General features: G+C 54.4%; 18 protein-coding genes. 12 read left to right on the top strand and 6 right to left on the bottom strand.

The window, feature by feature from the left end; translation table 11 throughout:
• Positions 1 to 25 precede the first annotated feature (25 nt).
• The 5 genes from ybiB to L103DPR2_RS06730 all read left to right on the top strand — a co-directional run bounded on the left by ybiB (position 26) and on the right by L103DPR2_RS06730 (position 3956).
• Positions 26 to 937, top strand: a complete 912-nt coding sequence (gene ybiB, locus L103DPR2_RS06750) for a DNA-binding protein YbiB (RefSeq protein ID WP_055360325.1) — start codon at positions 26 to 28, stop codon at positions 935 to 937.
• Positions 934 to 1767 carry a uroporphyrinogen-III C-methyltransferase gene (cobA, locus tag L103DPR2_RS06745; protein WP_055360324.1) on the top strand — a complete coding sequence of 278 codons (834 nt, stop codon included), beginning with the start codon at positions 934 to 936 and terminating at the stop codon, positions 1765 to 1767. Before ybiB ends, cobA begins: the two co-directional genes overlap by 4 nt.
• Entirely contained in the window at positions 1754 to 2977 is a 1224-nt protein-coding gene (locus L103DPR2_RS06740) for an NAD(P)/FAD-dependent oxidoreductase (RefSeq protein WP_055360323.1), read from the top strand. The genes cobA and L103DPR2_RS06740 overlap by 14 nt, the downstream gene beginning before the upstream one ends.
• Positions 2978 to 3141: 164 nt before the next feature.
• Positions 3142 to 3354, top strand: coding sequence for a 30S ribosomal protein S21 (gene rpsU / locus L103DPR2_RS06735; protein ID WP_053175654.1), 213 nt, complete (start codon positions 3142 to 3144; stop codon positions 3352 to 3354).
• A gap of 155 nt (positions 3355 to 3509) precedes the next feature.
• On the top strand, positions 3510 to 3956 hold the full coding sequence (locus L103DPR2_RS06730) for a GatB/YqeY domain-containing protein (RefSeq protein ID WP_055361910.1): 447 nt from the start codon (positions 3510 to 3512) through the stop codon (positions 3954 to 3956).
• A gap of 214 nt (positions 3957 to 4170) precedes the next feature.
• Here L103DPR2_RS06730 and L103DPR2_RS06725 read toward each other — a convergent pair whose 3' ends face one another.
• Both L103DPR2_RS06725 and pmbA read right to left on the bottom strand, forming a co-directional pair.
• Positions 4171 to 5070 (bottom strand): DMT family transporter, encoded by a 900-nt coding sequence (locus tag L103DPR2_RS06725; RefSeq protein ID WP_055360322.1) that lies wholly within the window; start codon positions 5068 to 5070, stop codon positions 4171 to 4173.
• The gene (gene pmbA, locus L103DPR2_RS06720; RefSeq protein ID WP_055360321.1) at positions 5070 to 6473 is read right to left on the bottom strand and encodes a metalloprotease PmbA; all 1404 of its coding nucleotides are present in this window, start codon (positions 6471 to 6473) and stop codon (positions 5070 to 5072) included. The genes L103DPR2_RS06725 and pmbA overlap by 1 nt, the downstream gene beginning before the upstream one ends.
• A 91-nt stretch (positions 6474 to 6564) precedes the next feature.
• Between pmbA and yjgA the strand changes: the two genes are divergently transcribed.
• Both yjgA and mog read left to right on the top strand, forming a co-directional pair.
• Positions 6565 to 7227 (top strand): ribosome biogenesis factor YjgA, encoded by a 663-nt coding sequence (gene yjgA / locus L103DPR2_RS06715; protein ID WP_055360320.1) that lies wholly within the window; start codon positions 6565 to 6567, stop codon positions 7225 to 7227.
• 29 nt (positions 7228 to 7256) lie between these two features.
• Positions 7257 to 7853 (top strand): molybdopterin adenylyltransferase, encoded by a 597-nt coding sequence (gene mog / locus L103DPR2_RS06710; protein WP_055360319.1) that lies wholly within the window; start codon positions 7257 to 7259, stop codon positions 7851 to 7853.
• Between the two features lie 15 nt (positions 7854 to 7868).
• Here mog and cysE read toward each other — a convergent pair whose 3' ends face one another.
• Positions 7869 to 8648, bottom strand: a complete 780-nt coding sequence (cysE, locus tag L103DPR2_RS06705; protein WP_055360318.1) for a serine O-acetyltransferase — start codon at positions 8646 to 8648, stop codon at positions 7869 to 7871.
• Between the two features lie 24 nt (positions 8649 to 8672).
• The gene (locus tag L103DPR2_RS06700) at positions 8673 to 9452 is read right to left on the bottom strand and encodes an RNA methyltransferase (RefSeq protein WP_055361909.1); all 780 of its coding nucleotides are present in this window, start codon (positions 9450 to 9452) and stop codon (positions 8673 to 8675) included.
• A 142-nt stretch (positions 9453 to 9594) separates the two neighbouring features.
• Between L103DPR2_RS06700 and L103DPR2_RS06695 the strand changes: the two genes are divergently transcribed.
• The 4 genes from L103DPR2_RS06695 to L103DPR2_RS06680 are packed head-to-tail and all read left to right on the top strand — an operon-like array spanning position 9595 to position 14825.
• Complete coding sequence (locus L103DPR2_RS06695; RefSeq protein ID WP_055360317.1) at positions 9595 to 10503, top strand: inositol monophosphatase family protein; 909 nt, start codon at positions 9595 to 9597, stop codon at positions 10501 to 10503.
• 3 nt (positions 10504 to 10506) lie between these two features.
• Positions 10507 to 13167 (top strand): DNA mismatch repair protein MutS, encoded by a 2661-nt coding sequence (mutS, locus tag L103DPR2_RS06690; RefSeq protein ID WP_055360316.1) that lies wholly within the window; start codon positions 10507 to 10509, stop codon positions 13165 to 13167.
• Positions 13168 to 13188: 21 nt separating this feature from the next.
• Positions 13189 to 14013: a proteasome-type protease gene (locus L103DPR2_RS06685; protein WP_055360315.1), complete on the top strand. Its 825-nt coding sequence runs from the start codon at positions 13189 to 13191 to the stop codon at positions 14011 to 14013.
• Positions 14013 to 14825, top strand: a complete 813-nt coding sequence (locus L103DPR2_RS06680; RefSeq protein WP_055360314.1) for an alpha/beta fold hydrolase — start codon at positions 14013 to 14015, stop codon at positions 14823 to 14825. The genes L103DPR2_RS06685 and L103DPR2_RS06680 overlap by 1 nt, the downstream gene beginning before the upstream one ends.
• 22 nt (positions 14826 to 14847) lie before the next feature.
• On the opposite strand, the gene L103DPR2_RS06675 is transcribed toward L103DPR2_RS06680, so the two are convergent.
• Complete coding sequence (locus L103DPR2_RS06675) at positions 14848 to 15672, bottom strand: undecaprenyl-diphosphate phosphatase (protein ID WP_055360313.1); 825 nt, start codon at positions 15670 to 15672, stop codon at positions 14848 to 14850.
• Between the two features lie 75 nt (positions 15673 to 15747).
• Between L103DPR2_RS06675 and L103DPR2_RS06670 the strand changes: the two genes are divergently transcribed.
• Positions 15748 to 17583 (top strand): glutamine--tRNA ligase/YqeY domain fusion protein, encoded by a 1836-nt coding sequence (locus tag L103DPR2_RS06670; protein ID WP_055360312.1) that lies wholly within the window; start codon positions 15748 to 15750, stop codon positions 17581 to 17583.
• An 8-nt stretch (positions 17584 to 17591) separates the two neighbouring features.
• On the opposite strand, the gene L103DPR2_RS06665 is transcribed toward L103DPR2_RS06670, so the two are convergent.
• On the bottom strand, positions 17592 to 17972 hold the full coding sequence (locus tag L103DPR2_RS06665) for an MAPEG family protein (RefSeq protein WP_055360311.1): 381 nt from the start codon (positions 17970 to 17972) through the stop codon (positions 17592 to 17594).
• Positions 17973 to 17990: the final 18 nt, after the last annotated feature.

Genomic DNA, 17990 nt, shown 5'->3' with positions numbered 1-17990 from the left:
ATCTAAGCTTTGAGACAATAAGGCCATGGGCATTGGTCATTACATCAAGGAAATTGGTCGTGGCAAGGACGGCGCGCGTGCGCTCACGCGTGAGCAATCTGCCGACCTCCTCGGGCAAATTTTGGACGATCACGTCTCAGATTTAGAGGTCGGTGCATTTTGTTTGGCCATGCGCATCAAGGGTGAAACGCCTAGCGAAATGGCTGGATTTTTAGATGCCATCCATGCCAGGCTCCATACCTTGGCCAAACCAGCCGCCACGCAGCCACAGGTCACCGTGGTCATTCCTTGCTACAACGGCGCACGAAAACTACCCGCCCTCACACCCTTGCTGGCCCTTTTGCTTGTTCAAGCAGGCGCTCATGTTTGCGTGCACGGCACGGCCACAGAATCAGGCCGTATCAGCTCTTTCGACGTCTTTGATCAATTGGGCTACAAGTGCAACACCCATCCCGGCAACAACGATCATCCGCTCCAATTGCTTGCAACTGAAACACTTCACGCCGGATTGAAAAAACTCTTGGATGTTCGACGCGTTGTTGGCTTGCGCAATCCTGCCCACAGCTTGGTGAAATTGATGAACCCCTGCGCTGGCCCTGCGTTGTTGGTGTCGAGTTACACACACCCAGAGTACGCAGCCTCCATGGCTGAAACCTTCAAACTTCTGAATACCTCAGCATTTCTTTTGCGTGGCACTGAAGGTGAACCTGTTGCCGACGCACGAAGAACACCTCAGATGGAATTTTTCACCAATGGAAGTTCAAAGCTTGTACAAGCTGCGCAAGCGGGCATATTGGCTTCCATACCCGAAATGCCCGCCATCAATGCAGAAGCAACTGCAAAATACATTCAAGCTGTTTTGAATCAGCAACTGCCTGTCCCAGCTTCTATTCGTTTGCAAGTGGATCACATTTTGCAGGCCTTGAAATCTCTATGAGCCACAACGATTCCTCTTTCACAGGCACAACAAGCTTGCGCCAAGGTACTTGCACACTGGTCGGCGCTGGCCCTGGCGATCCCGAGTTACTCACACTGAAAGCCGTGAAGGCCATTCAAGCTGCCACCGTGTTGTTGGTCGATGATTTGGTCAACGAAGAAGTTTTAAAGCACGCCTCAAGCGAGGCGCGCATTGTCTATGTGGGCAAACGCGGCGGCTGCAAAAGCACGCCCCAAGCCTTCATCGAAAAGCTCATGATCAATGCTGTGCATGAAGGTGAAACGGTGGTGCGCTTAAAAGGTGGCGATCCCTTCATCTTTGGACGAGGTGGTGAGGAAGTTGAACACTTAAGGCAAGTAGGCATCGAAGTGACGGTCATCAATGGCATCACGTCGGGCTTGGCAGCTATCTCCAGCCTTGGCGCTCCCCTCACACACCGTGAACACGCCCATGGTGTGGTGTTTGTCACAGGCCATGCCAAACCCGGCGACAAAGGCACCGACTGGCGGCAACTGGCCGCCACTGCGCGCGATGCCAAACTCACCTTGGTCATTTACATGGGCGTGAGTGGTTCAGAAAATATTCAAAACGAATTGCTCACAGGCCTGCCTAATGACACACCTGTGGCCATCATTGAGAATGCCTCATTGCCGCATCAACGGCAAGCACTGACGCAACTTGGCCAGCTCACGCAAACCTTGAAAAAGACCGGATTGAAGAGCCCTAGCGTCTTGGTGGTGGGCAATGTGGTTCAAGCTTGCGCGCAAATTTTTCAAACTGAACAAAACCAGCCAACTACCCCTACACTCCCACTGCATGCAAACATGTGATGTGGTCATCGTCGGTGCTGGTGCTGCCGGCCTTTTTTGTGCGGGCGTCGCCGGTCAACTTGGCTTGTCTGTTTTGTTGGTCGACCACAGCCCCAAAGTGGCTGAAAAAATTCGCATCTCTGGTGGCGGCAGGTGCAACTTCACCAACCGCAACATCGATGTCAGTGCGCCGCACAAACATTTCTTAAGCGAGAACCCGCACTTCTGTCGCAGCGCGCTGTCACGCTACACCGCGCAAGACTTCATTGAATTGATGCAGTCTTACGACATCCCTTTTCACGAAAAGCACAAAGGTCAATTGTTTTGCGATCGGTCTGCCGAAGACCTGATCCAAATGCTTTTAAAGGAATGCGACAAAGGTGGCGTTCAACGCTGGCATGGCTGCGGCGTGAAATCCGTTTCACAATCAGACAACGGCTATCAACTGCAAACAGACCAGGGTGAAGTTCAAGCCGGCGCGGTGGTGATTGCCACGGGCGGCTTGTCCATTCCGCAAATTGGCGCCACCGACTTTGGCTACCGCATAGCCGAGCAGTTTGGTCTGCGCTTGGTGGCCAGAAGGCCGGGCTTGGTTCCCCTTACGTTTGATGGCAATGAATGGGCGCCCTACGTCAGCTTGGCGGGCCTGTCACTACCCGTCAGCATCGAAACAGGCGCCAAAAAAACCCGCATGAGCTTTGACGAGGACCTGCTGTTCACCCATCGCGGCTTATCGGGTCCGGCAGTATTGCAAATTTCCAACTATTGGCGAGAAGGTCAACCCCTTCATTTGAACCTGGCCCCCCAACAGGACATTGAAGGCTCGCTGATGCAAGCCAAGGTCAGGTCCAAAAAACTCATTGCCAATGAACTGGGCGCTTGGGTGCCGCACCGCCTGGCAGACGTCTGGGTGGCCCAAGACCCTCAGTGGCAGCGCCCTGTGGCCGAGGCCAGCGACAAAGCTCTGGCCCAATTGGCCCAAAAACTCAGCCACTGGCCCCTAACGCCCAATGGCAGCGAAGGCTACAAAAAGGCCGAGGTCACCCTTGGCGGCGTCGACACCCGCGATTTGTCATCCCAGACCATGGAATCCAAGCAACCGGGCCTGTATTTCATTGGGGAAGTGGTGGATGTGACCGGCTGGCTGGGTGGCTACAACTTCCAATGGGCCTGGGCCAGCGCCTTTGCCTGCGCCCAAGCCCTGAAACAAAAACAGGAAATTGCCTCTTAAAAGGCCCCAAACAGCTCAAAACTTAGGGCTATAATATCAGGCTTTGCTGGCAATCCTCCGTCTGCCAAATACTAGTTCGTGACGGGGAACCCGCCGAAACTGCTTGTGAGGGCTCGATCTTCCCTTTCAATGTCAGTCGGCATAATTTGGAAACACTGAAATCCATGACCACCATTCGCGTGAAAGAAAACGAGCCGTTTGACGTAGCACTTCGCCGCTTCAAGCGCACCATTGAAAAACTCGGTCTGTTGACCGACCTGCGTGCCCGTGAGTTTTATGAAAAGCCCACCACAGAACGCAAGCGCAAAAAAGCGGCCGCTGTGAAGCGCCACTACAAGCGCGTGCGCAGCATGCAATTGCCCAAGAAGCTGTACTAAGTACATCGCTTCATTCAAAGCTTCTTTTGAAGCTTTGAAATCGCGAAGTCCTCATGCATCATGGGGACCAAGCAAGCCCGCTGGAGGACGCTCAAGCGGGTTTTTTTTTAAGTTTTGCTGGTGATGTACCAGCGGCCTACCCTTCAGGAGTCACCATGAGCCTCAAAGACCAAATCACCGAAGACATGAAAACAGCCATGCGCGCCAAAGACACGGCACGCTTGGGCACCATCCGTTTGTTGCTGTCGGCCATGAAGCAAAAAGAGGTCGATGAGCGCGTGGTGTTGGACGATGCCGCCGTGGTGGCCATCGTCGACAAGTTGGTCAAGCAGCGCAAAGATTCCATCGCTGCTTTTGAGCAAGCTGCACGCCAAGATTTGGTCGACATTGAAAAAGCGGAGATGGTGGTGTTGCAAGCCTACTTGCCAGCTCGCATGTCTGCAGAAGAAGTGACCGCAGCCGTTCAAGCCATCGTGGCCTCTTTGGGCGCTAAAGGCCCCGGTGACATGGGCAAGGTCATGGGCGCCGTCAAAACCCAATTGGCAGGCAAAGCCGACATGGGCCAAGTTTCAGCCGCCGTCAAAGCCGCTCTCGCCGGCTAACCCTTTAATTGGGGTCAGATCAACATTAATTTGGTCAATCAAAGGGGCTAAAGCCTAAGGGGGGCTCAATAATTGGGGTCAGATCAACATTAATTTTTATGGTTCAAAGAGACCTATGCGCCAAGTAAATTAATGTTGATCTGACCCCATTTATTGTCAGCCCCCCTTAGGCTTTAGCCCCTTTGATCGGAAATTAATGTTGATCTGACCCCAATTAAATCTTCGAGCTCATGATCATGGCGCTGCCGACCACGGTCATGGCGCCGCCCCACCAAGCGCCAGCGGCGGGTTGTCTGCGATAGACAGCCCACAGTAATGGCAACAAAAGCACAGGCGCAATAGACGAAAAGATCGCCACCAAGTTGGCTTGCCCAGTCTTCAAGGCTTGCAGTATCAAGGTCATGCCAATCACCATGGACACGGTGGCGCTCAAGGCGGTGTTGAGCAAGCTTTTCCAATTGAGCGGGTTTTTCAACTTCGACAAACTCAAGCCGCACCACAACAACAAAACATGCGCCGCAAAACTGGCTGTGGCACGCACTGCAGAAGCAGACACCGCATCGATGCCAGTGCTCATCAAGGGTTTCATCATGAGCGTGGCAACAGACTGACCCACCGCAGCCAACAAACCCATGGCCACGCCAATCCAGAGTGCGCCACTGGTATTTTCCCAAGCGTGCGTTTCTTCTTCTCGGCGGCCCCACAAGGTTGCCACCATCACACCCGAAACCAAAACGCCACTGCCCATGAGGGTCCAGCCCCAAAGCGTTTCACCGAAGAACAGCCAAGCAAACAACGCAGAAAAAAGGGCATGGGTGGCAAACAAAACACCCGAGCGCCTTGGCCCTAACCTGTTCATGCAGACGAACAAAGCCGTGTCGCCCACCAAGATGCCAATCCAGCTGGACAGGGACAACCACGCAATGCTTTCAAAAGTGAGCTCTGGCCAACGCCCCACATAAAAGGCCGCCAGCCACAGCAAACACATGGCAAAGAACAAACGCCATCGCGTAAAAGCAAATGCGCCCATCTCAGAAGATGCATTGGCAGAAAACAAAGCGCCAATGGCCCAACAGCCAGAGGCCATGCCGGCCAACAACTCTGGCGCCAGCATCAACTGCCCGCGACCTTCATGCGATTGATGAGCACCGAGCCCACAGTTTTGGCACCGTAGGTGTAGGCATCTGCACCCACAGCTTCAATGCCCTTGAACATGGTTTTCAAATTGCCCGCAATGGTGATTTCGTGAACAGGAAAAGCAATCTCACCGTTCTCGACCCAGAAGCCAGAAGCACCGCGTGAGTAGTCGCCAGTCACGTAGTTCACGCCCTGCCCCATCAGCTCAATGACAAACAAACCCGTGCCCAATTTTTGAAGCATGGCCTTTAAATCGTCTGACGAACGCGTGAGCTTGGAAGTCATCACCAAATTGTGCGAGCCACCCGCATTGCCGGTGGTTTTCATGCCCAACTTGCGCGCTGAATAGCTGCTTAAGAAATAGCCTTCTACGCGACCACCCGACACCACCTTGCGCTTCATGCCGCGCACACCTTCATCGTCAAAAGGCGAGCTGCCCTTGCCGCGAAGCACATGGGGGTCTTCCAAAATATCAATGTGTTTGGGGAAAACCGGCTTGCCCATCGAGTCGACCAAGAAGCTGGTTTTGCGATACAAAGAACCGCCGCTGACCGCTTGAACAAAGCCACCCAACAAACCTGCGGCCACGGGCGACTCAAACAACACAGGACATTCAATGGTGGGGATTTTGCGACCGCCCAAGCGGCTGAGTGCACGCTCTGCGGCATAGCGGCCCACAGCCTCGGGCGTGGCCATTTGATCGGCAGCGCGCATGGATGTGAACCACGCATCACGTTGCATCTCAGCGTTTTTGCCCGGCATGGCCGCAATGGGCGCGACCGACATGCTGTGACGTGAACTGGCATAACCGCCCCGAAAGCCATGGGTGTGCGCGCTGAAAAAATGACTTTGCTGCGCAGAGACACCTGCGCCGTCACTGTTGGTGATGCGGCGACTGGTTTTCAAAGCGGCATCTTCGCAAGCCAAGGCCAACTGAGCGGCCTGCTCGCTGTTGATGGCCCATGGGTGAAACAAATCCAATTCGGGGTGCACTTTGGCGATGTCTTCTTCATCTGGCAGGCCAGCCGTTGGATCTTCGGCGGTGAAGCGCGCGATGTCATAGGCGGCTTGCACCGTTTGCTGAATGGCGGCCTCCGAAAAGTCGGACGTGCTGGCATTGCCGCGGCGATGGCCCACATAGACCGTCACACCCAAGGACTTGTCGCGATTGCGCTCAACCGTCTCCAATTCACCCTTTCGAACACTGACACTCAGGCCACAACCTTCAGAAGCTTCTGCACCTGCATCGCTTGCGCCGATCTTTTTGGCGTGTTTCAGGGCAGAATCGACCAATCCCTCGAAATAGTTGCGGCTGTAGCTGAAACCTTCATGGGCCTGTTCGTTCAATGCCTGGGTGGATGCCTTGGTTTTTTTCGTCATGGGGGTCGGATTCTTCAAAACGGTCAATTCATTAAAATTCTAGGTGACGGCTATGATACTTGCCGTCCCGCAATAAGGCTTCAGCGCTCACATGTCCCGTAAATTCAAAAAAGGTTATTTTGTTCAAGGTCAATTTGTTGCCGAAGGCAGCGAACTCGACCTGGAGCTCAAACGCGAACTCAAGGGCGGCACCGATGAGCCTAGCCGCACTGAACTCAAGCGGGAAAGTGACGAGTTGCAAAAGCTGGGCGAAAGTTTGTTGACTTTGCGCGCCGATTTAATGGCCAAAGTTGACTTGCCAGAAAAACTGGTGGAGGCCGTTGCAGAAGCCAAACGCATCACCAATTTCGAAGGCAAGCGCCGTCAAATGCAGTTCATAGGCAAACTCATGCGCAAGTTGGACGACGAAGCCGTAGAAGGCGTGCGCGCTGCGCTTCTAGAGCAAAGCCAAGGCTCAGCGCAAGAAACTTTGCAACTGCATTTGGCCGAGCAATGGCGCGATCGCCTCATCAAAGAGGACGAGGCCTGCGGCGAATGGTTGCAAAGTTTTCCTGGCACCGACAGTCAGCAATTGCGCGCCCTCATTCGACAAGCTCGAAAAGACGCACCTGCACAGTCAGCCGCCACGGTTTCACAAGGACTGGCACCGCGTCAAAGCCGCGCTTACCGTGAAATTTTTCAATTGGTCCGTGCGGAATTGAGCCAAGCAGATGAAGGCGGCTCAGGCCTTGATGAACTTGACGAAGACCATTGATATCAACTCCTTTGCTAGTACACACCACCATGTTATCGCATCACGACGCCGTCAAAATTGGCATTGTTTCCATCAGCGACCGCGCCAGCACTGGCGTCTATGAAGACAAAGGCCTGCCAGCCCTGAAAACATGGCTCACCCAGGCCTTGAAAAACCCCATTGAATTTGAAGCGCGCCTCATCCCCGACGAAAAAGAGGGCATCAGCGCCGCGCTGGTTGAATTGGTCGACTCGGGTTGCAGTTTGATCCTCACAACAGGTGGAACAGGCCCCGCTATTCGCGACGTCACACCCGAAGCCACCCTGGCCATTGCCGACAAAGAAATGCCAGGCTTTGGCGAGCAAATGCGCCAAATTAGTTTGAAATTTGTACCCACTGCGATATTGTCCAGGCAAGTGGCAGTGATTCGCGGTCAAAGCTTGATCATCAACTTGCCCGGCCAGCCCAAATCGATTGCCGAAACGCTTGAAGGTTTGAAAGACAGTACAGGACAAAGCATCGTCCATGGCATTTTTGCAGCGGTGCCTTACTGCATTGATTTGATAGGTGGCCCTTACCTCGAAACCCATGACGAGGTTTGCAAAGCATTCAGGCCCAAGACGGCCATCCGCCCACCCCAAGCCTGAGTCACTTCAAAGGGCTTATTTGCCCACCAACTGATTGAGTTTTTCAGCCTCAAAGGTTTCGCGCTTGGCCGCATCACCGGGCATCTGAATGCCTTGTGCATTGCCTTGCTGCGCGTTCATTTTTTCCAGCGCTTGCCACAGCAAGGCAATTTGGTGTTCTTGGCTGGCGGCGTTGTCAATCAAGCCGCGCATGGCTTGCGACAAGGGATCGTCATTTTGAGTCACGCCGTATGCTGAAAAACCCATCTTGGAGGCCACTGCTTCACGCTGCACGTCTTGGTCTTCTTGAATGATGCGTGCTGGATTACCTACCGCTGTGGCGCCCGCTGGCACTGGCTTGGTGACCACGGCGTTGGAGCCCACTTTGGCGCCATCACCCACGGTAAAACCACCCAGGACTTTGGCACCTGCACCCACCACCACATCTTTGCCCAAAGTGGGATGTCGTTTGGCACCTTTGTACAAAGAGGTACCGCCCAAGGTCACGCCGTGATAGATGGTGCAACCATCTCCAATTTCAGCGGTCTCGCCAATCACAATGCCCATGCCGTGGTCAAAGAAAACCCGCTCGCCCAAGGTGGCGCCTGGGTGAATTTCAATGCCCGTGATCCAGCGTGAAAAGTTGGAGATGAAACGGCCCAACCATTTGAAGCCCGCACGCCAGCATGCGTGCGCCCATCGGTGCAAGACCACCGCATGCAAACCGGGATAACACGTCAGCACCTCCCATGCACTGCGCGCAGCAGGATCACGGTCAAGGATGCATTGGATGTCGGAATGTAAACGTGCAAACATAAGCTTCTTTTCAATGCGCTAAGTCTAGCGTTTTGCTTGCGCTGTTTCGATCATGGCTTTAGCAACACCTCGCAAAATATGGATTTCTTCAGGACTCAAGTTGGCGCGATTGAAAAGCTGGTTCAAACGCGGCATCAGCTTTTTAGGCGCTTCGGGGTCCAGAAAACCAATCTCGATCAGTGCCTTTTCCCAATGCAACAACATGCCTGAGACCTGCGCCGCATCGGCCAAATTAGCATCGGCAACCGGCGACGCCACAGGAAACCCACCCAGCGCCAAGCGCCATTCGTAGGCCACCAGTTGAAGGGCTGCTGCCAAATTCAAAGAGCCAAATTGCGGATTGGTGGGAATCGACAAAGCCACATGGCACTTGTAAACGTCCTCGTTTTTCATGCCAAAACGCTCGGAGCCAAACAAGAAACCAATGGAAGAAACGGGGCCGAAATGTTTTTCAGTATCGGCTGTCGCCTGGGTTTGCGCATGCGACGCCGACTGCCCCAACAACAAGTCAAAGTGCTCTCTGGGCGAGCGCGTGGGCGGCCCAAAATCGCGGGGCGTCATGGCCGTGGCGCACAAATGGGAGATGCCTTCAAGGGCCTCGTCCAGAGTGTCCACAATGCGCGTTTTGTCCAGAACATCATTGGCGCCACTGGCCCTTTGGATGGTCTCTTCCTTGCGCAGCACATTGGCATAACGGGGCGCCACCAGCACCATCTCATCAAAGCCCATGACTTTGAGCGCGCGGGCGGCCGCGCCCACATTGCCAGGATGGCTGGTTTCAATCAAGATAAATCGGGTTCGCATAGGCGACATTGTCCCAGTTCCAAGCGCACCAAAATGTCCAAATTCGGGCTGGCAGGGGCACTGTTTCTCCAATTTCATGGGAAAATGTGCCATTCGCCTCTGTCATCGCACGGAGGACCTCCGTTTTTGCTCTTAAAAATTCATGTCGACCAATCTCCACCCCATGCTCAACGTAGCCGTCAAGGCTGCACGCGCCGCAGGCGCCATCATCAACCGCGCCGCCTTGGACGTGGAGGCTGTTCGAATTTCACAAAAACAAGTGAACGACTTTGTGACCGAAGTCGACTTGGCGAGCGAAAACGCCATCATCGAAACTCTTTTAACCGCCTACCCGCACCACGGCATCTTGGCCGAAGAGTCTGGCAAAACACACGGCAACCCCGATGCCGACCACATCTGGATCATCGACCCCCTCGATGGCACCACCAATTTCATCCATGGCTTTCCCGTTTATTGCGTCAGCATTGCACTGGCCGTGAATGGCAAAGTTGAACAAGCCGTGGTGTACGACCCCTCACGCAACGATTTGTTCACAGCCACCAAAGGCCGCGGCGCGTACATGAACGACCGCCGCTTGCGCACCAGCAAGCGCACGCAAATGCACGAATGCCTCATTTCCACAGGCTTCCCCTTCCGTCCTGGTGACAACTTCAACCAGTACCTGCGCATGATGGGCGATGTGATGCAACGCACAGCGGGTCTGCGCCGTCCTGGCGCTGCTGCTTTGGACCTGGCCTACGTGGCCGCAGGCTTTACAGATGCCTTCTTTGAAACGGGATTGCAAATTTGGGACGTGGCAGCAGGTTCCTTGCTGGTCACAGAAGCTGGCGGGCTGGTTGGCAACTTCACAGGCGAGGCCGACTTCTTGGAGCAAAAAGAATGCTTGGCCGGCACCCCCAAAATTTACGGTCAACTGGTGCCCATCTTGAGCAAGTACAGCAAATTCGCCAGCGCTGGCGAGAAAGCCTCTGTGCGCGCTGCCGATGCCAAGGATGCCGCCGCTGCAGCCCCATTGCAGGCTGGGCAAGACTCAACGGACAGCCCCTTCTAAGCCATGACAGACGCGCTCGACCTGAGTGCCCACACCCCCATGATGCAGCAGTACCTGCGCATCAAGGCGGAGTTCCCTGACACCCTGGTTTTTTACCGGATGGGTGACTTTTACGAAATGTTTTTTGAAGACGCCGAGCGTGCTGCCGGCCTCATGGACATCACCCTCACCCACCGCGGCCAAACCGCAGGCAAACCCATTGCCATGGCAGGCGTGCCTTTTCACTCAGTTGAAAACTACCTGGCCAAGCTCATCAAGTTGGGCGAGTCGGTTGCCATCTGCGAGCAAGTGGGCGATGTGGCCACCAGCAAAGGCCCCGTCGAACGCAAAGTCGTTCGCGTGGTCACGCCTGGCACCCTCACCGACACCGAGTTGCTGTCCGACAAAAGCGAAGCCATTTTGTTGTCGCTGCACATTGCACCGCGCAATGCCTGTGGCTTGGCTTGGCTGAGCGTGACGCAAGGTGTCTTGCATTTGGCTGAATGCACGCACGATGAATTGGCCGATTGGTTAGAACGAATCTCTCCAAGTGAATTGTTGGTCAGCGCCAGCATCACACCCAAGTGGGAACAGCAACTCCAATCGATGCGATTGGGCCAACGCGGCTTGGCACTGTCCCTCACTTTGCGCCCCGACTTTCAATACGAAGCAGGCTTAGGTCACGGCAAGCTCATCAAACAACTCAACGTGGCCAGCTTGGCGGCGTGGGATGCAGACAAACTGGGCCATGCACATGCAGCAGCCGGCGCCTTGCTCACTTATGCAGAACACACTCAGGGTAGAACGCTGCCGCATGTGTCTCAACTCAAAGTGCAAAAGGCCAATGACCTCATTGACCTGCCCACTAGCACACGTCGCAACTTAGAACTCACGCAAACTTTGCGCGGTGAAGATTCACCCACGCTGTTCTCTTTGCTCGACACGTGCATGACTGGCATGGGCAGTCGTCAACTCAAGCAATGGCTATTGAACCCACCTCGCGACCGTCAAATTGCCGTGGAACGATTGGCTGCCATTGACCAGTTGAATGACCACAGCGCTTCCGCACAAAGCGGCGTGGCCATTTGGTCGCGCTTGCGTGAACAACTCAAAGGTGCCAGCGATGTGGAGCGCATCACAGCGCGCATTGCCCTGAGACAAGTCCGTCCACGTGAATTGGTGGCGCTCAAGAACGCCCTCATTCGCTCTGCCAATTTGGCGCTGCACTTGCAAGAAACGCTGGGCCATTTGTCGCCCACCAAACTGTTACACGACATCCATTTCGATTTGCAGCCACCCGCTGGCCTCACCGAAATTTTGCAACAAGCCTTGCTGGAAGAACCCGCCAATTTGATTCGCGATGGTGGCGTGATGGCGCATGGCCTCGATGCCGAACTGGACGAGTTGCGCGCCATTCAAACCAATTGCGATGACTTTTTGCTGGAACTCGAAACACGAGAAAAAGCCCGCACTGGCATTGCCAATTTGCGCGTGCAATTCAACAAGGTGCACGGCTTCTACATTGAAGTGACACAGGGTCAAATCGACAAAGTGCCCGACGACTACCGTCGCCGGCAAACCTTGAAGAATGCCGAGCGCTTCATCACGCCTGAGCTCAAAGCTTTTGAGGACAAAGCCTTGTCAGCGCAGGAACGCGCGCTGGCACGCGAGAAATACTTGTACGAGCTCTTGCTCGATCAACTGCAAAACCACATCCAAGCGCTCACCAAATTGGCGCAAGCCATGGCGCAATTGGATGCCTTGTGCACCCTCACAGAGCGCGCAGCCACGCTCAACTGGTGCGCACCGCAATTTGCCAAAGAGCCGTGCATTGAAATTCGTCAAGGTCGTCACCCCGTGGTGGAGGCCCGCTTGGCTGAAACCTCGGGTGGCAGTTTCATTGCCAACGATTGCCTGATGCACAGCAAGCAGCGTTTGCAAATCATCACTGGCCCCAACATGGGCGGTAAGTCCACTTACATGCGCCAGGTGGCATTGATTGTGCTTTTGGCCAGCATCGGCAGTCATGTGCCCGCCAGCAGTTGCAGACTGGGCCCGATTGACGCCATTCACACGCGCATCGGCGCCGCCGATGACTTGGCCAATGCCCAATCAACTTTCATGCTGGAGATGACCGAAGCCGCTCAAATTTTGCACAGCGCCACGCCTTTGTCATTGGTGCTCATGGACGAGATTGGTCGCGGCACATCCACCTTCGATGGCTTGGCTTTGGCCAGCGGCATTGCCACGCACTTGCATGACAAAACCCAGGCCTTTGCCCTGTTTGCGACGCACTACTTTGAACTCACCGAGTTTCCTGCCACGCACCACGCCGCTTTGAACATGCACGTGGGCGCCACAGAGTCGGGCAATGACATTGTGTTTTTGCATGAACTGCAAGCGGGTCCTGCCAGCAAGAGTTATGGCGTGCAAGTGGCCCGGTTAGCGGGCATGCCCACTGGTGTTTTGAACCATGCGCGCCACACTTTGTCGGCGCTCGAAGCCGGTGCCAATGAAAACCGAGTTCAAGTGGACTTGTTTGCGCCGCCGCCCGAATCTGAACAAACTGGCCCCTCACCTCTCGAGTCGGCCTTGAACCAAATTGACCCAGACGCCCTCAGCCCGCGCGAAGCTTTGGAAGCTTTGTACAGCCTCAAGCGTGTCATGAAACGATCTGAGAATTAACCCCTTTATCTAGGAATTCTGATGACCTATTGCGTCGCCATCAAAACACGAGCTGGCTTGGTTTTCTTGTCTGACTCTCGCACCAATGCAGGCTTGGACATGATCAGCACTTACCGCAAGATGATCATTTATGAAAAGTCAGGTGATCGCTTCATGGTGCTTTTGTCTGCAGGCAATCTCAGCATTTCGCAGTCTGTGCGAGAGATGTTGCAAGTTGAAAAAGTCATCGATCATCCTGATGCTGAACCCATCACCATTTGGAATGCCAAAAGCATGTTTGACGCTGCGCGTGTATTGGGCGCAGCAGTTCGACACGTGCATGAACGCGATGCAGCTGCACTGAAAGCTGGCGGCGTTGACTTCAATGTGTCCATGATTTTTGGCGGCCAAATTGCGGGTGAAGGCATGCGCCTGTTCCAGGTTTACTCGCCTGGTAATTTCATTGAAGCTACGGCAGAAACGCCTTATTTCCAAATTGGCGAATCCAAATATGGCAAACCCGTGCTTGACCGCGTCATCACACCAGACACACCTTTGGACGAAGCTGCCAAATGCGCACTGGTGTCAATGGACTCCACATTAAAGTCCAACTTGTCGGTGGGTCTACCGCTCGACATGGTGGTTTATGAAGTGGACAAATTGCAAAGCGACCGCGTTGTGTGCATTGACGATCACAACCCCTACTTCAACATGTTGCGCGACAACTGGGGCTCAAAACTCAGAGCCATGTTTGACAGCCTTGAAGACCCCGTCTGGAACGGCGAGGCCACCACCATCCCTCTCAAAACTTCCAGCAAAAATGCGCCTTTGAAGAAAATTTCGACGCCTGAAGAAAAACTCATCTAATGGCTTCCATTGTTTTTTCACATGGCAACAGTTTTCCTGCCAGCACTTACCGAGTTTTGCTTCAAGACTTAAAGCGACGCGGCTTTCACATCAGTGCCATCGACAAATTAGGGCACAACCCCCAGTACCCTGTCACCAGCAACTGGCCGCATTTGGTTCAAGAGTTGGCCGATTTTGCTAGCCAAGTGAAAGCGCAGTCGGGTGAAAAGCCCTTCTTGGTGGGTCATTCATTGGGCGGCATGCTCAGCTTGATGTGCGCTTCACTTCACCCTGAATTGGCTGCGGGCGTTTTGCTATTGGACTCGCCTGTCGTGTCGGGTTGGAAAGCCAGTGCGCTGAAATTTGCCAAGAAAACCAATTGGATTGGCTCGGTCAGTCCAGGGCGTATCAGCAAAACTCGCCGACAACACTGGCCCAGTGTGGCAGACGTGTTAGCGCATTTTCAACACAAGCGCGCCTTCTCCCATTGGCATCCGGATGTGCTGCAAGACTATGCCAACCATGGCACCCGCGAAGAAAACGGTCAACGCGTGTTGAGCTTTGACCGTGACATTGAGACGCAGATCTACAACACCCTGCCCCACAATTTAACGTCCATGCTCAAGCGTCATCCGGTCAAATGCCCTGTGGCCTTCATTGGCGGTACGCATTCACGCGAAATGAAAGTGGTGGGCACAGACATGACGCACAAAATTTCCAAGGGTCGTGTGATGTGGCTGGATGGCTCCCATCTTTTCCCGATGGAAAAACCCATTGCCAGCGCTGCAGCTGTTGAGGCTTCATTGCGCAACATGGGCGCAGAACCGCGCTAAAACCTTCATCAAGCTGTGTGCATCACGGTGCCCAAGTCACCACACCTGTCCACGCTGTGCCTAGCACCACCAAGCCAAAGGCGATGCGGTACCACGCAAAGATTTCAAAGCTGTGGCTGGCGATGTATTTCAAAAGCCAACGCACGCAAATCCAAGCACTGATGAAGGACACCACCAAGCCTGTTGCGAACAAGGGGATGTCTTCCATCGACAAAAGCGCACGCTCTTTGTAAAGGCTGTAGACACCCGCACCGATGAGGGTGGGAATTGCCAAGAAAAAGGAAAAGTCGGTGGCCGCCTTGCGCGACAAGCCCAACAACATGCCGCCAATGATGGTGGCACCACTGCGGCTGGTGCCTGGCACCATGGCCAAGCACTGCACCAAGCCCACCATCAGGGCGTCACGGCCGCGCATGTCTTCAACCGCCCGAATCCGCACACTAGAGGGTGGTCTTCTTTCAGCCCACAAAATGATGAAGCCGCCCACAATGAAGGTGGTGGCCACCACCCAAGGTGTGAACAAATGTGCCTTGATGAGTTTGCCAAAGAGCAAGCCCAAGATCACAGCCGGCAGAAATCCAATGAACACATTCAAGACAAAACGCTGCGCTTCAACTTGGTAGCGCAGAGCTTTGAGCGTGCTGCGAATCTTTTCCCAGTACACCAAGATGACGGCAAAGATGGCACCCGTCTGAATGGCGATGTCAAAGACCTTGGCCTTGTCGTCGTCAAACCCTAGCAACGCACCCGCCAAAATCAAATGGCCCGTTGATGAAATGGGCAAAAATTCGGTCAAGCCCTCTACCACGCCCATGACCGCGGCTTTGGCCAGCAACATTGAATCCACAGGTACTCCTTCGATATGCCTGAATTATCGCTCTTCAAGGGCCCGGCACCCTCTGTCTGCCTCTAAAATCGAGGGATGAGCACAGCCAACGACAAAGTCAAAGCGACAGACGCCCCCACCGACGGCCACAAGGTCAGTAACTTTTTGCGCCAGATCATCGAAGCCGATCTGGCCCAAGGCACCTATGCTCAGCGCCAATGGGCCGGTTCCCCTGGTGACGCTGCGCACCACGCCAAAGGCACACCCGATCCCGCCAAAATTCGCACCCGCTTTCCGCCCGAACCCAATGGCTACTTGCACGTGGGTCACGCCAAAAGCATCTGCTTGAATTTTGGTTTGGCGCGTGATTACGGCGGCGTCTGCCACATGCGCTTTGACGACACCAATCCAGAAAAAGAAGACACCGAGTACGTCAATTCCATCTTGGATGCCGTGAAGTGGTTGGGCTTCGATTGGGATGCCCATGGCACCTCTCACTTGTACCAAGCCAGCGACTACTTTGACTTCATGTACCGCGCGGCCGAATTCTTGATTCAAGCAGGCTTGGCTTATGTTGATGAACAATCTGCAGAAGACATGCGCCTGAACCGCGGTGACTTCAACACACCCGGCAAAGACAGCCCCTTCCGTGCGCGCACCCGCGAAGACAATCTGTTGCGTTTCCGTGAAATGCGCGATGGTCAATTGGCAGATGGTGCAGCCGTGCTGCGCGCCAAGATTGACATGGCCTCCCCTAACATCAACATGCGCGATCCGGCCATCTACCGCATTCGCAGGGCCACGCACCACAACACAGGTGACACCTGGTGCATCTATCCGATGTACACCTTTGCGCATCCTATTGAAGATGCCCTTGAGCAAATCACACACAGCATTTGCACGCTGGAGTTTGAAGATCAACGCCCCTTCTACGATTGGCTTTTGGCGCGCTTGAGTGAGTCGCACACACTGGCCGATGGCGCAAGCCTGCCAGCTTTGCTTGCACAACCCAATCCCAAGCAATACGAATTTGCACGCCTGAACCTCACCTACGTCATCACCAGCAAACGCAAATTGGCACAGCTGGTCAACGAAGGCAAGGTCAATGGCTGGGACGACCCCCGCATGCCCACCATCGTTGGTTTGCGCCGTCGTGGTTACACACCCGAAAGTTTGCAGTTGTTTGCTGAGCGCATTGGCGTCACCAAGAGCGACTCTTGGATTGACTACAGCACACTCGAAGGCTGCCTGCGCGACGACCTTGACCCCAAAGCAGCGCGCGCCATGGCCGTCCTTGACCCCATTGCCCTCACCATCACCAATTGGGATGAACTGATGGGTGCGGGAGCTTTAGACGACTGCCACGCCCCTGTGCATCCGCATCACCCCGAATTGGGACAGCGTCATTTCAAATTTGGCAAATCACTTTGGATTGAGCGCTCAGACTATGAAGAAACGCCGCCCAAAGGTTTCTTCCGCCTGTTCCCTGGTAACAAAGTGCGCCTGAAATACGGTCACGTGATTGAGTGCACTGGCGCCAACAAAGATGCCAACGGTCATGTCACCGAAGTGTTGGCTCAGCTCATCCCCGACACCAAGAGCGGCACACCGGGTTCAGACAGTGTCAAGGTCAAAGGTGTGATCACTTGGGTGGCGCAAGCCGATGCGGCTTCAGCAGAAGTTCGTTTGTACGATCGCCTGTTTACAGAAGCCAACCCCGATGCGGGCGGCAAAGACTTTTTGGCCAGCTTGAACCCCGACAGCCTCAAAGTGATCACTGCGTATGTGGAGCCTTCATTGGCCAACAGCCAAGCCGATGCCAAATTTCAGTTTGAGCGTCATGGCTACTTTGTGGCCGACAGAATCGACCACACCCAGGGCAAGCTGGTCTTCAATCGCTGCACGGGTTTGAAAGACACCTGGAGCAAATGAACGATCAATCAGTCGATCATGCTGGCAACCAGCAAGGTCACCGTACTGGCAACACCCACCAGCCAAGCCAAAGACCGCAATTTGTCTTGATCGCTTAAATAACAAGCGATGTAGGCAACTCGCGCCGCAATGAAGATGCCAGCACACAACTCAATTTGCTCGGGCGCCACATCGACGTACATCGCCATCAAAATGCTGACCGCGTAAAGCGGAAAGGCCTCAAAACAATTGGCTTGTGCTGCATTGGCGCGAGCACGGTAACCGGTTTGTTGAGACAACCATTCGCGTGGGTTGTGGTTGTCGTAACTTCGCTTGCCTGCTTTGGCGATACCCGCGCAAACCCAGGGCATGGCACCTGCAATCAAGATCGAAGCAATGGGAAAATTCATGGTGTTCTTTCGACAGCG

Origin of the sequence: Limnohabitans sp. 103DPR2, from assembly GCF_001412575.1 — a bacterium.
Classification (GTDB): Bacteria; Pseudomonadota; Gammaproteobacteria; order Burkholderiales; family Burkholderiaceae_C; genus Limnohabitans_A.
This window is presented reverse-complemented; position numbering and strand designations above follow the sequence as displayed.

Coding starts and splice junctions, on each gene's coding strand:
- L103DPR2_RS06680 (WP_055360314.1), top strand. CDS start 14,013: ATGGCTTCCATTGTTTTTTCACATGGCAACAGTTTTCCTGCCAGCACT.
- pmbA (WP_055360321.1), bottom strand. CDS start 6,473: ATGACGAAAAAAACCAAGGCATCCACCCAGGCATTGAACGAACAGGCC.
- L103DPR2_RS06700 (WP_055361909.1), bottom strand. CDS start 9,452: ATGCGAACCCGATTTATCTTGATTGAAACCAGCCATCCTGGCAATGTG.
- cysE (WP_055360318.1), bottom strand. CDS start 8,648: ATGTTTGCACGTTTACATTCCGACATCCAATGCATCCTTGACCGTGAT.
- L103DPR2_RS06730 (WP_055361910.1), top strand. CDS start 3,510: ATGAGCCTCAAAGACCAAATCACCGAAGACATGAAAACAGCCATGCGC.
- mutS (WP_055360316.1), top strand. CDS start 10,507: ATGACAGACGCGCTCGACCTGAGTGCCCACACCCCCATGATGCAGCAG.
- L103DPR2_RS06740 (WP_055360323.1), top strand. CDS start 1,754: ATGCAAACATGTGATGTGGTCATCGTCGGTGCTGGTGCTGCCGGCCTT.
- mog (WP_055360319.1), top strand. CDS start 7,257: ATGTTATCGCATCACGACGCCGTCAAAATTGGCATTGTTTCCATCAGC.
- L103DPR2_RS06670 (WP_055360312.1), top strand. CDS start 15,748: ATGAGCACAGCCAACGACAAAGTCAAAGCGACAGACGCCCCCACCGAC.
- rpsU (WP_053175654.1), top strand. CDS start 3,142: ATGACCACCATTCGCGTGAAAGAAAACGAGCCGTTTGACGTAGCACTT.
- cobA (WP_055360324.1), top strand. CDS start 934: ATGAGCCACAACGATTCCTCTTTCACAGGCACAACAAGCTTGCGCCAA.
- L103DPR2_RS06685 (WP_055360315.1), top strand. CDS start 13,189: ATGACCTATTGCGTCGCCATCAAAACACGAGCTGGCTTGGTTTTCTTG.
- L103DPR2_RS06695 (WP_055360317.1), top strand. CDS start 9,595: ATGTCGACCAATCTCCACCCCATGCTCAACGTAGCCGTCAAGGCTGCA.
- L103DPR2_RS06725 (WP_055360322.1), bottom strand. CDS start 5,070: ATGCTGGCGCCAGAGTTGTTGGCCGGCATGGCCTCTGGCTGTTGGGCC.
- ybiB (WP_055360325.1), top strand. CDS start 26: ATGGGCATTGGTCATTACATCAAGGAAATTGGTCGTGGCAAGGACGGC.
- yjgA (WP_055360320.1), top strand. CDS start 6,565: ATGTCCCGTAAATTCAAAAAAGGTTATTTTGTTCAAGGTCAATTTGTT.
- L103DPR2_RS06665 (WP_055360311.1), bottom strand. CDS start 17,972: ATGAATTTTCCCATTGCTTCGATCTTGATTGCAGGTGCCATGCCCTGG.